The organism is Acidobacteriota bacterium, from assembly GCA_012517875.1.
In the GTDB taxonomy this organism is placed as follows: domain Bacteria; phylum Acidobacteriota; class JAAYUB01; order JAAYUB01; family JAAYUB01; genus JAAYUB01.
Genome location: JAAYUB010000092.1, coordinates 107,148 through 120,288 on the forward strand (window position 1 = coordinate 107,148; position 13,141 = coordinate 120,288).

Sequence of the window (13,141 nt, forward strand, 5' to 3'; positions counted from 1 at the left end):
TATGCGGCGCGCCCTGCGCCTCGCCCGGCTAGGCACCGGGCGCACCGGTCCCAATCCCATGGTGGGGGCCGTGGTGGTCCGTGACGGCGCGGTCGTCGGGTCGGGCTTCCACATCTATTCCCGTCGTTGGCATGCCGAGCGGGTGGCCCTTGATGCGGCCGGCCCTGCGGCGCGCGATGCCGACCTGTACGTCACGCTGGAACCATGCTGTCACCACGGCCGCACGCCGCCGTGCACCGACGCGATCCTGGCGGCCGGGATCCGTCGGGTGTTCTGCGGCATGGTGGATCCCAATCCCCTCGTAGCGGGCGGCGGCATCGAGTGCTTGAGGCGTGCCGGAATCGACGTGATCGTGGCCGGCGACCCGGAGCCGTTCCGGTCCCTCAACCGCGGCTTCATCAGCCGCGTCACCCGCGGCCGGCCCTGGGTGACGCTCAAGGCCGCCGCCACCCTCGACGGCCGCGTCGCGCCCCTGTCGGGACGCTCCCGCTGGATCAGCGGCGAACGGTCCCGCCGCCATGCTCACTGGCTGCGCTTCCGCCACGACGCCATCCTCACCGGCATCGGTACCGTGCTGGCCGACGATCCGCTGCTGACCTGCCGGCACAAGCGGCCGCGGGAGCAGCCGCCGTTGCGGCTCGTGATCGACCCGACCCTGCGGCTGTCCCCGGAGTCGCGGCTGGCATCCACCGCCGCCGAAGCGCCGGTCTGGGTGTACTGCGGACCGGCGGCGCCGCCGGCGGCTCGCGAGGCCCTGGCCGCTCGCGGCGTGACGGTGATCCCAGTCACGGTGGCGAATGACGGCGGACTGGATTTGGCGGCGGCGCTTCGTCAGCTGGCGGATGCCGGCGTGTCCTCGGTGCTGGTGGAGGGCGGCAGCCGCACCCTGGCCGGCTTCATCCGAGCGGAGCTGGCTGACGAGTTCTGCTTCTATTTCGCACCGATGATCCTGGGCGAGCGGTCGCTCCCGCTGGCGGGCGACCTGGGGGCGCTGGAACTGGACGGCTGCCCCCGGCTGGACATCCGCCGCGTCCGTCCGCTGCCCCCCGACTGGCTGTTTGAGGGCTTTTTCAGCTTTCCGCCCGGCGGTGCACCAGCTGCTCTGCCTACCCGCTGAAGCCGGGCGGACGGTCGGATCCCAACCAAATATCCCGCAGAACAAAACGATGAACACAATCTATTTCAAGAATCTTCAGCGTCAGCACCGGATCGACACCAAGACGTTCCGCCGGCTGCTGCTGAGCGCCATGCGCCGGCTGGACGTCTCCGGATCCCTGCTGACGGTGGTATTCTGCCGCTCGGCGCGGATCCGGGAGCTGAACCGGCTGTACCGCGACCTGGACGAGCCGACCGATGTCCTATCGTTCCCCTCCGCCGATGCCGGCGAAGACGGACGGACCTACTTGGGGGATATTTTCATCGCCCCGGAAGTGGCGGCCGAGTATGCGTGTCAAGGCGGGATTGAGCTGGCTGACGAGCTGGCCGTCCTCCATCTCCACGGTCTGCTGCACCTGCTCGGATATGACCACGAGACCGACGCCGGCCAGATGCTGGCGCTGCAGGCCGCGCTGGAGCGGGAGCTCAGACCACGAGGACCGGGACGGTCGACCGCCGGATGACCCGCTCCGTAGTGCTCCCCACCACGTAATCCTCGACTTCGTCGTAGCCGTTGTTGGACAGGACGACCAGGTCGATGCTCGCCTCCGTGATGTAATCCACGATGGTCGCCGGCGGCGCGCCTTCCCGCAATGCAATGGTGACTCCGGATGCGCCCGCATCCGGCAGCGCAAACAACCGGCGGATCTTCGCCTCCATTCGGCCCCTCGCCTCGGGATCCAGCTCAAAGACGGAATCGACGCCGCCGGCGTAGTAGGCGGGGTGGAACCGCGCCTCCACCGCATGCAGGAGATGGATGTGGGGGGCGCTGTTCCCCCGGATGAGTGGCAGCCAGCTCATGGGCCGGACGGAATTGGACGAGAAATCGGTAGGGATGAGGACATGGTCCAGATGCAGGTCCCGCCCGTCGGACGTCAAGCAGGGCCGCATGCCTTGCCGCACCAGCCAGGCCGGACAGGGACAGCGGCGCAGCACCGCCTCGGCGACACTCCCGAACACCACCTGCTCGAGGCTGCGTCGGCCGTGGGTGGACATCACCAGCAGGTCGATCGCCTGTTCGGCAACATAATCCATGATCATGGACGGGACGCTGAATCCCCGGCGCGTTGCCTGGATGGTCCGGACGCGGCCGCCGGCGGCGGCGCCGCTGGAGCCGGCCAGCTTGTTTCGGGCCTGATCCTCCTCGGCCTCAAAAAACCGCGCCAGTGAGGCGAACTCGTCGGCGATACGTTGCGGATCGTAGGCGTGGGGTGTCACCGCATGGAACACGTGGAGGATGGCGCCGGACATCGCGGCCAGCGCCGACGCGTAGGGCAAGGCCGCCTCGGCCGCTTCGGAGAAATCGGTGGTGAACAGAATGTTCCGGAGTCGGGGATCGCTCATGGGGCACCGCCTGCTGTTTTTGAGCATTATAGCGGAGCCCGGGGCCGGCGACAACGGCAGCGTCCGTCGGTCGCCCGGATCAGAAACGATCAGATTTCCCAGCGCAGCAGGGAACTGCCCCAGGTGAACCCGGCGCCGAAACTGGCCAGGACGATCCAGTCGCCTTTCCGGATGCGGCCGTCCCGGGCGGCTTCGTACAGGCAGATGGGAATCGTGGCGGAGGTCGTGTTGCCGTAGCGATCGATGTTGACGATCACCTGGTCGTCGCGCAAACCCAGGCGTTCGGCGCACGCTGAGATTATCCGCAGGTTGGCCTGGTGGGGCACAAACAGTTTAAGCTGCTCCGGGGCCAGGTTGTTCCGCCGCAGGATTTCCTCAGAGGCGCTGGCCATCTCGGTGACGGCAAATTTGTAAACCTGGCGGCCCTCCTGGTGGATGACATGCATCTTCTTGTCCACAGTCTCGTGGCTGGGCGGGTTGAGGCTGCCGCCGCCCGGCATGTAGAGGAACTTGCCGCCCGACCCGTCGGTGCGGAGCACGAAGTCCTTCAATCCGACCTCGTTTTCGTCCGCCGGCTCCAGGAGCGCGGCGCCGGCGCCGTCGCCGAACAACACGCAGGTGGCTCGATCGGTGTAGTCGACGATCGAGGACATTGTTTCGGCGCCGACGACGACCACCCGCCGGTGGACGCCGGTCCGGACAAACTTCTCGCCGACGGCCAGGGCGAAGATGAATCCGGAGCATGCACCCGACAAGTCGAAGCCCCAGGCGTTCTTGGCGCCAATTTTCTCCTGGACCACGCAGGCGGTGGAGGGAAAGAACATATCGGGGGTCACCGACGGGATGATGATCAGGTCGATGTCCGCGGGCTCGATGCCCCGGGAGCTGCACAGGCGGAGGATGGCCTGGGCGGCCAGATCGGAGGTGGCCTGGCCCTTCTCTACGATGTGCCGCTCGTGGATGCCGGTGCGCTCCAGGATCCAATCGTTGGTGGTATCGACCATTTTCTCCAGATCCGCGTTCGTCAGGACGCGCTCCGGAACGTACATGCTGATGCCGGAAATCTTGACCTTATATTCGCTCACGAGGGTCCGCCTTTCGGGTGGAATTTTGAAAACCCAGTTTGTATCAGAATCGCCGGAGCATTTCAACCCCGAATTTCCGGTGCGGCTGTTTCCCGGTCTCGGTGCCGTAATTCCTCCGCGGCCTGCCGTCGGCAGAGCGGTTCGCCCGGATCGCCAGAAAAGTGAAGTCCTTTCGCCTTTTTTTGATAGAATGACATCTTTCATCTTGGCCCCGGGGCTGTTCGGATGAGCAGCGGCGAAGCAGAAGAGATCCGACGGTTTTTGGCAGGCGACGAGGGCGCGTTCCAGTTGATCATGAATCGCTGGCACCGCCCCATCGTCAACTTCCTGTACCGGTGCACCGGCAGCCAGGATGACGCCGCCGAACTGGCTCAGGAAACGTTTCAGACTGTCTCCCGGCGGCTCGGCGATTTGAAGGATCCCGCCCGGTTCTCCTCGTGGATCTACAAGATCGCCTTGAACCACTGCCGGATGCGGATGCGCAGACAGCGCAACCGACAGATGGAGTCGCTGGATGCCCAGACCTTTGAAAACAACGAGCCGAAGGACAGCTACCAATCGCTCACGCTCAGCACGTCGCTCTCACCGGAGGAGCGCCTGTCCAAGCAGGAGATGGCCCGGGTGGTCCGCCAGGCACTCGACCGGATCGAGCCGAAGCAGCGCGAGGTGATCGTGTTGAAGGAGTATTCCGGATTGCGGTTCCATGAGATCGCCGAGGTGCTCGACGCCCCGATCTCGACAATCAAATCCCGGATGTATCTGGGACTGGACAGCCTCCGGCGGGAAATCATCAAAATCATTCGACCATAGGTGTGCCATGCATTGCGATCAAGCCAGAGAACGTTTACTGGATCTGATGTACGACGAGTTGCCCCCGGGCGCCGACCGCGACGCCCTGGACGCCCATCTGAGCGGCTGCCCCCGCTGCCGGGCCGAAATGGACGAACTGGGCATCACCCGGCGATTCTTGGCCGCCTGGGATGACGACCCGCCCGCGGTTCTCCACCGCCCGCTCGTCCCTGCGGCCATGGTCGGCCGGCCGTTGCTTCATTTTCCACGCATCTCCTGGCTCACGGCCGCCGCCGCCTTGCTCGTGATCGCCGCCGGCGTCCTGGTGGCCATCACCCCGGTGCAGGTTCGCTATCACGACAACGCAGTCGAGATCCGTCTGGGCGACACGCCGACAGCACCCACCGCCGCCGACACGGAATGGCTGCGCACGGTGGATCAGATGATCGCCGAGAGCGAAGCCCGACAGATGGGCCGGTTCATGGATGCCATGCAGAATGTCAGTTTCCGACTCGAGGATGAGCGATACCGCGACCGTCAGGCCATCCAGCAGGGTTTCGATCTGGTGAAGGAGATTTACATGGACCAGATCGAGCGCAACAACCAGCTGCTGGAGCTGTCTCTCCAGCAGGCGGACTACCGCACCCGAATTCAGCCCCGTTGAGGTCGTCATGATGCGCAGAAGCTATCTGCCCGTTGTATTCTGCCTGATCGTCGGGCTGTCCGGTACCGCCAGCCTGTTTGGCGCCGGCACGCCGGCCGTCGATTTGAACCAGCTGCGGCGGGAGTGCGAACTGTTTGAGAACATCCTCAACACCTCCCTGCGCCAGAATATCCAGAATCCCCTGTTCATCGCCGAGAAAGTGCGCGGTGCGTATTTGGAAGGCTACGGCATCACCTTCACATACACCATCAATTTGAACCGATCGCTGATCCTGTTCCCTAGATCCGCCCAAACCGGCACCGCCCAATCCGGCAACGAGCCCGATCTCGGCAAGACGGTTCAGATCCTGCGGCGGTGCGCCGCGGAGGTGCTGAGCCAGTATGGATCAGCCTTCCGGCAGTTGCCCGCCCAGAATAAAATCAGTATAATCGCCCACGTTTTATCCCGCTCGGTGGATCCGAATGTGCAGTCCGGGCACGTCCTGGTCGTCACGGCCACCCGGAACGATCTGGACCAGCTCCTGCGGGCCCGGATCACCGCCGATGAATTTAAAAAGAGGATCGTCTACCTTGAGTATTAAGCTGTCCGAAATCAAACAGAAGAAAAAGATCGGCGATATCCTGGTGGAAAAAGGGCTGGTCACCGCCGACGAGCTCAAGACCGCGCTCAACCTGCAGAAGGAATCGCGGGAGAAAATCGGGCGGATCCTCTGCGAACTCGGCTACATCTCCGAGAAGGACCTGTTGCAGGAATTGAGCCTGCAGCTGGAAATCCCCGTCCTGACCCCCGAGATGATCCCGCCGGTTCCGGTCATCGAGAACACCTTCAGCATTAATTTTATGAAGTTCAACCGGTTTCTCCCGGTCCATTTTGAAGGTGGTCTGCTGAGCATCGCCTGCGTTTACCCCAACGACTACGCTCTGGTCAACACCATCCGCCAGCTCACCCAGCACGAAATCAAGACCTACCTGGCCGTCGAGTCGGAGATCATGGACCTCATCGACCGGCTGTACGGCGGCGCCGCATCCGACATGGAACGAATCATCGAGGGGATCGGCGACGGCGAGATGGCCGGTCTCGAGGACGTCGAAGATATCGAACACCTCAAAGACCTGGCCTCGGAGGCGCCGGTTATCCGCCTGGTCAACTTGTTCCTCCAGAAAGCCGTGGAGAGCCGCTCCAGCGACATCCACGTGGAACCCTTCGAGAAGGAGTTCAAGGTCCGCTTCCGCATCGACGGCATCCTCCACGACATCGAGTCGCCGCCGAAGCATCTCAAGGCGGCGATCATCTCCCGCATCAAGCTCATGGCCAAGCTGAACATCGCCGAACGGCGGCTCCCCCAGGACGGTCGCATCAAGCTCCGGGTGCTGGGCAAAGAGATCGACCTACGCGTCTCGACCCTGCCCACGCTGTTCGGCGAGAGCGTCGTGCTCCGCATCCTGGACAAAGGCTCGGCGGCCCACTATGACCTGGCTAAACTCGGCTTTCTCAGCGACACCATGAACACGATCCACACAATCATCCGCCGCCCCTACGGCATGTTCCTGGTGACCGGCCCCACCGGCAGCGGCAAATCCACCACCCTGTACGGCTCGCTCAAAAAGATCAACCTGCCTGACAAGAAGATCATTACCATCGAGGACCCGGTAGAATACCAGATCGAGGGTGTAAACCAGATCCACGTGAATCCCCAGATCGGCCTCACGTTCGCCAGCGGATTGCGCCACATCGTACGCCAGGACCCGGATGTGATCATGGTGGGCGAAATCCGCGACCTCGAGACTGCGGAGATCGCCATCCGGGCGGCCCTCACGGGCCATCTCGTATTTTCCACCCTCCACACGAACGACGCCCCGGGCGCCATTGCGCGCCTCATCGATATGGGCGCGGAAGACTACCTGCTGGCATCCTCGATCCTGGGCATCCTGGCCCAGCGCCTGGTCCGGGTCATCTGCGACGAATGCAAACAGCCGGTCCGGCCCGAGTCGGCGCTGCTTAAGCAGTTCAATTTCCCGGACGATACCATGTTCTTTGAGGGCAAGGGATGTCCTAGCTGCGCCGGCACCGGCTACCATGGACGCATCGGGATCTTCGAGTTGATGAACATGACCGAGGAGGTCAAACATCTGACCATCAGCCGCGCACCAGCTTCCGAGATCCGCAAGATGGCCGTTCAGCAGGGCATGCGCACGCTGCAGGAGGACGGTTTTCTGAAAGTCAGCCGGGGTATGACCACCCTCGCCGAAGTGCTGCGCGTCACGCAGGACGTGTAGGCGAACCGCACGAGGGATCATGACGGCATTCACCTACAAAGCCACCACCCGCGACGGCAAGGTCGTCGATGGCCTGATCGAGGCCGAGAACGAGCGTGCGGTCCTGATTAAACTGCAGGACCTGGGCTATCTGCCGCTGCGGATCACCGCCGGATCAAAAAGCGGCGCCTCGGTGTTTGCGTTCAATTTTTCGGCTCAGCGGCGACGCAAGGTCCGCGCCAAAGACCTGCTGATGTTCACCCAGGAGCTCAAGACTCTGCTTCGTGCCGGACTGCCGCTGGACCGCAGCCTGATGATCCTCGAACAGCTCACGGAGAAGGGTGTGTTCCAGGAGATCATTCACGACGTCATCGGCAAGATCAAGGGCGGCAAAACACTGGCCGACGCCATGGCCGATCATCCCGACGTGTTTCCCAAGGTCTACGTGAACATGATCCGTGCGGGCGAATCCGGCGGCGTGGTGCCGCAGGTCCTGGAGGAAGTCAGTGCTTATCTCGAGCGGAGCGTCGAGCTCAGGACCTACCTGGCGACCTCGCTGATTTACCCGGTCATCGTTTCCTCGATGATGATCGTGTCGCTGCTGGTGATGTTCCTCTTCGTGATCCCCAAGTTTGCGCAGATCTTCGAGAGCTCGCGGGCACCGATCCCGCTGCCCATGCAGGTGCTGATGACGATCAGCGATTTCTTCACCGGCTGGTGGTGGGCGATCGTGGGCGTCCTGGTCCTCGCCGTCTTCGGCTTTGTCCGCTGGCGTCAGACTCCCCGGGGCCGGCGGGTCTGGGACGAGCGGCTGCTCCGGACCCCGGTCCTCGGCCGACTGGTCAGTCTGGTGGAAGTCGCCCGGTTCAACCGGACCCTGGGCACTCTGCTGCAAAGCGCCGTCCCGCTCGTCCAGGCGCTCACGCTGGTCAAGGAGATTATCAACAACCAGGTCATCGCCGAAACCATCGAGCCCATCAAGAACGGCGTCAAGAAAGGTGACGGGCTGGTGGGTCCCATGCGGAAAACCGGCGTTTTTCCGCCTCTGTCCCTGCACCTGATCGAGGTGGGCGAGGAAACCGGCAACCTGGCCGCCATGCTCACGCAGGCCGCCGATGTGTTCGAGAACGATGCCCGGGTGGAGGTCAAGCGGTTGATCGGCCTGTTTGAGCCCGCCATGATCCTGCTGATGGGCGTGGTGGTGGGCCTGATCGTCATCACCATGGTGTTTTCGATATTCAGCATCAGTGAGATTCCGATGTAGGAGAAGCTATGAGCGAGAAACGGGAACGTCGTCGGCAGCATCCCAGGGGTTTCAGCTTGATCGAGCTGATGGTGGTGCTTGTCATTCTGGGTCTGATTGTCGGCATCGTGGGCCCGAGCGCGTGGCGCCGGCTGACCCAGGGCCAGAAGATTGCGGCCAAGACTCAGATCCAGCAACTGGAAGCGTCCCTGCTCAGTTTCAGCACCGACATGGGCCGCCTGCCCACCACCGAGGAGGGGCTCAAGGCGCTCGTCGAGAATCCGGACGGCTCGGAACTGTGGGCCGGCCCCTATCTGAACAAGATGAAGGTCCCCAAGGATCCCTGGCAGGCGGACTACGTGTACACCTTTCCGGGTTCCCACAACAACGAATTCGACCTTTACTCCAAAGGGCAGGACGGCCAGGCGGGGACCGCCGACGATATCACCAACTGGGAATGATCCATGAACCGGCGCCACGGCGGATTCACGTTTGTCGAGGTGGTGGTGGTATTGGCCATCCTGGCCGTCACCGGCCTCGTCGCCTATCCGCCGCTGCACGCCACACTGGAAAAAACCCGGATGGAGAGCGCCGTCCGGGAGCTGGCGGCGCTTTTGAAGTACGCCCGGGAAAAATCCATGGCCGAACAGGAGACCGTGGCCGTGGTGCTGCGCAAGCAGGAAGGCGACCTGACGATCTTCAATCGCCGCGGCCAATCTATCAAATACTACCGCCTGTACGACAAAATCGAATTCGTTCGCCTGATCCTGGACGGGCTCGACGTGGCGGACAATCGGACGGTGGTGTGGTTCTACCCTGACGGGCGCAGCACGGGTGTCGCCATGGTCGTCCGCCACGAAAGCGGCCATCAACTTCGGCTGAAAACCGACATTCTCACCGGCAACACGCGAATCTTCGCGCCCGGGGAAAGCGGGTTCGATGATGAAATGTTCAATCCCTGACAACCGGGAGACTCGATCCCGCCTCCGTCGCCGGCGCACCGACGCCGGATTCTCCTTGTTGGAGGTGGTGATCGCGGTGGTGCTGGTCGGGGTGATCTTCGGCGCCATCATTCAGGCGTTCTCATACTCACTGCGGAACATCAGCCAGGTCAACGTGTATCAGATCGCCCTCCAGCTGGCGCAGAACAAGATGAACGAGCTGATCATCGACGAGAACATCATCGAGGACGGGGCACTGGACGGATCATGGGATGACAATTACAGCTGGCGCGCGGTGATGGAAACCCGTGAAGTGGACGATCTGACCGTCGACAAGAGCCGCCTGACGACCCGGCTGCTGCATATCCGGCTGACCGTCACCTACGCCAGCGAAGGCCGACGCCGGGAGGTCCGGCTCTTCACCATCAAGCTCGTGCCCAAACCGAACGTGGGCGCGCCCGGACGTCTGTCGGGGGGGAGGACGCCCTATGGCCGCTAGGCGCCGGCTCTCCCCCAGAGGATTCAGCTTGCTGGAAGTGCTGGTGTCGGTGACGCTGTTCGCCATCATCTGTTCCGTGCTTTACTCCGGCTTCGCCATGGTCACCCGCAGCTGGCGCCGCGGCCACGAGACCATCCAGCAGAGCGAGCGGCTGCGCAGCGTGTTCGAGCTGATCCGGCGTCAGGTCATCTCCATCTACCCGGTGGTACCGGTGGAGGAGGACATTGAAGCAGATCTGGCCCAGCCGGGACCCCAGCGCATGATCGCCGCCAAGATCCCCTATTTCGTGGGCAGTGACCAGCAGGTCGCCTTCGTCACCCTGTTTTCGCTCCGGCTCAACGCCATACCCGGCCTTTGCTTCGTGGCCTATGGTGTCGAGCCGTCCCCGAGCGGCGACGGGCTGGCCCTGGTGGAACTGGAGAAGCCGTACACCGGCATCAGTCCGCTGGCGGCGGACGGCCTGTCGTCGACGCCCGAAAACATGTATCGCTACACCCTGCTCGACCAGTTGGCGGAAGTCACGTTCGAGTTCTATGGTCTCGACCTGTCCCAGGCCGGCGTCCTGCCGGAGGAGGAGCAGATCAAGCAGTGGTACCCCACCTGGAAAGTCGAAGAGATGGGCGACCTGCCGGAAGCGGTCCGCATTCGCTACCGGTTCATGCCCGAAGCCAAGATGCGGTTCCCGGAGGGTGAGATCCTGGTTCCTATCCGGAGCAAAGGCAACCTGCCCGCCGGTCGGGTGCCGCGGAGAATGCCGAATGCGACGACGTGAGCGCCCCCCGCGGGGCTCGGTCCTCATCGCGATGTTGTGGATGCTCATGGCCATGAGCATCCTGTGCATCAGCTTCGCCAAGACGGTCCGGGTGGAAGCCAACGCGGTGTCCAACACCCGCGGCCTGACCCAAGCGTACTACCTCGCCCAAGCCGGCATCTCCGAGACCATCTACAAGCTGGTGGTCTACCGCCTCGAAGGCGGCGTCTCGTCATTTTCAGCCGAAGCCGAGTTGGAACCCCGCGACATCGATCGCGGCCGGGTGATCCTGCACACCGACGTCGCCGACGTGACAGTTGAGATCTTCGATGAGGACGGCAAGATCAACATCAACCGCGCCAACAAGGACCTCCTGCTCAGCCTCCTGCTCGGACTTGGCCTGGAGGACGACCGCGCCGACATCATCTCGGACTCCATCCTCGACTGGTGCGACATCGACGAAGACTATCACGCCAATGGCGCCGAAACGGACTATTACCTGGGCCTGGAAAATCCGTACGCCGCTAAAAACGGCCCCATGGATACCATCGAGGAGTTGCTGCTGATCCGCGAAGTCGACCCCCAGCTCTTCTACGGCTACACCTACGAGGACGAGACCGGCTCGTTGCGTCACATGCCGGGGCTCAACCAGTGCGTCAGCGTCTATGGTTCCGGTTCCGGCGTCAACATCAACTCGGCGCCGTACACCGTGCTGCTGAGCATCGGTTTTCCGCCCGAGATGGCCCGCCGCATCATCGCCGAGCGGCAGGAGCGCCCCTTCAAGGACCAACAGGATTTCAACACGCGCGTGCCCGAGTCCCCCGGCATGGAGCAGCTCAAGGCGCCCATTGTGACGCGTCCGCCGGTGCAATCCTCGTATTTTTCGCTGATCTCCACCGCCAAGATGCACAACTCAAAACTCCAGAAGACCATCCTGGCCATTGTCCGGCTCAATCCGCGCTTCCCGCTCAAGCACAGCATCGTGTACTGGAACGAAAACTATCAGACGCAGACAGCCGATTTCGAACTCATGGAGGAACAGGGATTGCCATGATGTACCTGAAAAAAGCCATCGGCGTGTTCTATCACGACGATGATCTGGACATCGAGGTTGTCGCCCGCAGCTTCGGCGACATCCATTTTCTGGGCAGCCTGACGCTGAGCGGTCTGTCCCAGAAGGATCCGCTGGTTTTTCGGTCGGAGCTCGAGGATTTCTTCGACGGCTTGAAGATCAAGCCGGAAAACGTGGTCGTCGGCCTCGCGCCCGACCAGCTCGCATTTCGGCGCCTGGTCCTGCCCGCCGAGGCCGAGGACAACCTGGAACAGGCGATCCGGCTCCAGATCATGAACGTGGTCCCTTCCGACACCGATGAGTTCTGCGCCGAGAAAATCGTCCGCCGCAGCGCCGACGGCAAGTCCTACGAGGTCGATCTCTACATCATCCCCCGCGAGCGCGTGCGCAAGCTGCTGGACTTGTTGCGGCAATTGGGCTTGGCCCCCCAGGCGCTGACACTCACCGCGCTGGGTTTCGAGCGCCTGCTGAAGAAGGATGGCCCGGCCAACCAGCACCCGGTGTTCATCGCCGATCTGGATTTGAACAATTTCGCCGTCCACGTGTTCCAGGGCGGCCGATTCACGTATTTCAAGCTGGCCTGGATCAACCCGGCCAACAAGAACCTTCAGAACGTCCTCAAGGAAGTGGAGCGCTGCGCGTCGCTGATCCAGCTGCCGGACGACCAGGACATCGACGTGATGCTCAACATCTCCGACTCCAACTGGCAGGACCAGCTGGTCGAGGGCGAATATCCTTTCCTTCGCTATCTCAAGGAGTGTTCCCCCTTCCCGGAGCGCACCACACTGAACCTGAAGCCGCTCTCCGTGGCCCTGCAGGCGCTGGAGCACAACCGCCGCTCCTTCAACCTCATCCCGGTCGAATGGCGTGAAAAATCGTCCTCGATCAGCCTGGTGCCGACCCTCATCCTGGCGGCGGGCTTGGTTCTCCTTCTGGGGATCAGCTTCACCCGGGTGTATTTCCAGGAGTCGTCCTACAACGACCAGCTCCAGCGGAACATCGCCAAAATCGAGCGCGAGTATCGGAGCACAATGCAGTTGCGCCGGAACATCGTCCGCGTCCGCGATGAACTGGACACCTACCAGCGCGTGATCAAAAAGCCGATTTCCGACCTGGACATCCTGCGGGAACTGACCGAGAAGGCGGGTGACAAGACCTATCTCAGCGAATACGTCCGCGCGAACAACCTGATCGTCAGCGGGTACACCGACTCGGTGCTGGATCTGCAGACGCGACTGACGGCCATCCGGTTTTTCAAGGGCATCAATCTGCAGGGGTCCATCACCAAAACCAAGGAAGGACTCGAGCATTTTCGCTTCGAGATCCAACTGCTGGAGGAATGA

Annotated in this window: 15 protein-coding genes; 13 read left to right on the top strand and 2 right to left on the bottom strand. The window is 62.6% G+C overall.

The features are described 5' to 3' along the window. The first annotated feature begins 1 nt into the window (after position 1). Together ribD and ybeY are read left to right on the top strand one after the other, a co-directional pair. Entirely contained in the window at positions 2-1,117 is a 1,116-nt protein-coding gene (gene ribD, locus GX414_09590; GenBank protein NLI47346.1) for a bifunctional diaminohydroxyphosphoribosylaminopyrimidine deaminase/5-amino-6-(5-phosphoribosylamino)uracil reductase RibD, read from the top strand. 49 nt (positions 1,118-1,166) lie between these two features. Then, positions 1,167-1,619, top strand: a complete 453-nt coding sequence (gene ybeY, locus GX414_09595; protein ID NLI47347.1) for an rRNA maturation RNase YbeY — start codon at positions 1,167-1,169, stop codon at positions 1,617-1,619. On the opposite strand, the gene GX414_09600 is transcribed toward ybeY, so the two are convergent. Together GX414_09600 and GX414_09605 are read right to left on the bottom strand one after the other, a co-directional pair. After that, the gene (locus tag GX414_09600; GenBank protein ID NLI47348.1) at positions 1,582-2,499 is read right to left on the bottom strand and encodes a universal stress protein; all 918 of its coding nucleotides are present in this window, start codon (positions 2,497-2,499) and stop codon (positions 1,582-1,584) included. The two genes, ybeY and GX414_09600, sit on opposite strands and share 38 nt — an antisense overlap. Positions 2,500-2,588: 89 nt before the next feature. Beyond that, the gene (locus GX414_09605; GenBank protein NLI47349.1) at positions 2,589-3,788 is read right to left on the bottom strand and encodes a ketoacyl-ACP synthase III; all 1,200 of its coding nucleotides are present in this window, start codon (positions 3,786-3,788) and stop codon (positions 2,589-2,591) included. Positions 3,789-3,809: 21 nt separating this feature from the next. Here GX414_09605 and GX414_09610 point away from each other — a divergent pair, with 21 nt between their 5' ends. Genes GX414_09610 through GX414_09660 form a run of 11 tightly spaced genes read left to right on the top strand, consistent with a single transcriptional unit; the run spans position 3,810 to position 13,141 of the window. Next, complete coding sequence (locus GX414_09610; protein ID NLI47350.1) at positions 3,810-4,394, top strand: sigma-70 family RNA polymerase sigma factor; 585 nt, start codon at positions 3,810-3,812, stop codon at positions 4,392-4,394. A gap of 7 nt (positions 4,395-4,401) precedes the next feature. Then, complete coding sequence (locus tag GX414_09615) at positions 4,402-5,037, top strand: hypothetical protein (protein ID NLI47351.1); 636 nt, start codon at positions 4,402-4,404, stop codon at positions 5,035-5,037. A gap of 7 nt (positions 5,038-5,044) precedes the next feature. Further along, complete coding sequence (locus tag GX414_09620; GenBank protein ID NLI47352.1) at positions 5,045-5,617, top strand: hypothetical protein; 573 nt, start codon at positions 5,045-5,047, stop codon at positions 5,615-5,617. Continuing rightward, a complete protein-coding gene (gene gspE, locus GX414_09625) occupies positions 5,580-7,313 on the top strand; it encodes a type II secretion system ATPase GspE (GenBank protein NLI47353.1) in 1,734 nt (577 codons plus the stop codon). Before GX414_09620 ends, gspE begins: the two co-directional genes overlap by 38 nt. A 19-nt stretch (positions 7,314-7,332) precedes the next feature. Beyond that, positions 7,333-8,556 carry a type II secretion system protein GspF gene (locus GX414_09630; GenBank protein ID NLI47354.1) on the top strand — a complete coding sequence of 408 codons (1,224 nt, stop codon included), beginning with the start codon at positions 7,333-7,335 and terminating at the stop codon, positions 8,554-8,556. A gap of 8 nt (positions 8,557-8,564) precedes the next feature. Beyond that, a complete protein-coding gene (gene gspG / locus GX414_09635) occupies positions 8,565-8,996 on the top strand; it encodes a type II secretion system major pseudopilin GspG (protein ID NLI47355.1) in 432 nt (143 codons plus the stop codon). Between the two features lie 3 nt (positions 8,997-8,999). Then, positions 9,000-9,497 carry a prepilin-type N-terminal cleavage/methylation domain-containing protein gene (locus GX414_09640; GenBank protein NLI47356.1) on the top strand — a complete coding sequence of 166 codons (498 nt, stop codon included), beginning with the start codon at positions 9,000-9,002 and terminating at the stop codon, positions 9,495-9,497. Then, the gene (locus GX414_09645; GenBank protein NLI47357.1) at positions 9,475-9,975 is read left to right on the top strand and encodes a prepilin-type N-terminal cleavage/methylation domain-containing protein; all 501 of its coding nucleotides are present in this window, start codon (positions 9,475-9,477) and stop codon (positions 9,973-9,975) included. Before GX414_09640 ends, GX414_09645 begins: the two co-directional genes overlap by 23 nt. Beyond that, positions 9,965-10,747: a prepilin-type N-terminal cleavage/methylation domain-containing protein gene (locus tag GX414_09650; protein ID NLI47358.1), complete on the top strand. Its 783-nt coding sequence runs from the start codon at positions 9,965-9,967 to the stop codon at positions 10,745-10,747. The genes GX414_09645 and GX414_09650 overlap by 11 nt, the downstream gene beginning before the upstream one ends. Then, complete coding sequence (locus GX414_09655; protein NLI47359.1) at positions 10,734-11,780, top strand: general secretion pathway protein GspK; 1,047 nt, start codon at positions 10,734-10,736, stop codon at positions 11,778-11,780. The genes GX414_09650 and GX414_09655 overlap by 14 nt, the downstream gene beginning before the upstream one ends. Then, positions 11,777-13,141: a PilN domain-containing protein gene (locus GX414_09660; GenBank protein NLI47360.1), complete on the top strand. Its 1,365-nt coding sequence runs from the start codon at positions 11,777-11,779 to the stop codon at positions 13,139-13,141. Before GX414_09655 ends, GX414_09660 begins: the two co-directional genes overlap by 4 nt.

Bases quoted from the DNA above. Each gene is read 5' to 3' on its own strand.
- ribD (NLI47346.1), top strand. From the start codon at position 2: ATGCGGCGCGCCCTGCGCCTCGCCCGGCTAGGCACCGGGCGCACCGGT.
- ybeY (NLI47347.1), top strand. From the start codon at position 1,167: ATGAACACAATCTATTTCAAGAATCTTCAGCGTCAGCACCGGATCGAC.
- GX414_09600 (NLI47348.1), bottom strand. From the start codon at position 2,499: ATGAGCGATCCCCGACTCCGGAACATTCTGTTCACCACCGATTTCTCC.
- GX414_09605 (NLI47349.1), bottom strand. From the start codon at position 3,788: ATGAAAGATGTCATTCTATCAAAAAAAGGCGAAAGGACTTCACTTTTC.
- GX414_09610 (NLI47350.1), top strand. From the start codon at position 3,810: ATGAGCAGCGGCGAAGCAGAAGAGATCCGACGGTTTTTGGCAGGCGAC.
- GX414_09615 (NLI47351.1), top strand. From the start codon at position 4,402: ATGCATTGCGATCAAGCCAGAGAACGTTTACTGGATCTGATGTACGAC.
- GX414_09620 (NLI47352.1), top strand. From the start codon at position 5,045: ATGATGCGCAGAAGCTATCTGCCCGTTGTATTCTGCCTGATCGTCGGG.
- gspE (NLI47353.1), top strand. From the start codon at position 5,580: ATGAATTTAAAAAGAGGATCGTCTACCTTGAGTATTAAGCTGTCCGAA.
- GX414_09630 (NLI47354.1), top strand. From the start codon at position 7,333: ATGACGGCATTCACCTACAAAGCCACCACCCGCGACGGCAAGGTCGTC.
- gspG (NLI47355.1), top strand. From the start codon at position 8,565: ATGAGCGAGAAACGGGAACGTCGTCGGCAGCATCCCAGGGGTTTCAGC.
- GX414_09640 (NLI47356.1), top strand. From the start codon at position 9,000: ATGAACCGGCGCCACGGCGGATTCACGTTTGTCGAGGTGGTGGTGGTA.
- GX414_09645 (NLI47357.1), top strand. From the start codon at position 9,475: ATGATGAAATGTTCAATCCCTGACAACCGGGAGACTCGATCCCGCCTC.
- GX414_09650 (NLI47358.1), top strand. From the start codon at position 9,965: ATGGCCGCTAGGCGCCGGCTCTCCCCCAGAGGATTCAGCTTGCTGGAA.
- GX414_09655 (NLI47359.1), top strand. From the start codon at position 10,734: ATGCGACGACGTGAGCGCCCCCCGCGGGGCTCGGTCCTCATCGCGATG.
- GX414_09660 (NLI47360.1), top strand. From the start codon at position 11,777: ATGATGTACCTGAAAAAAGCCATCGGCGTGTTCTATCACGACGATGAT.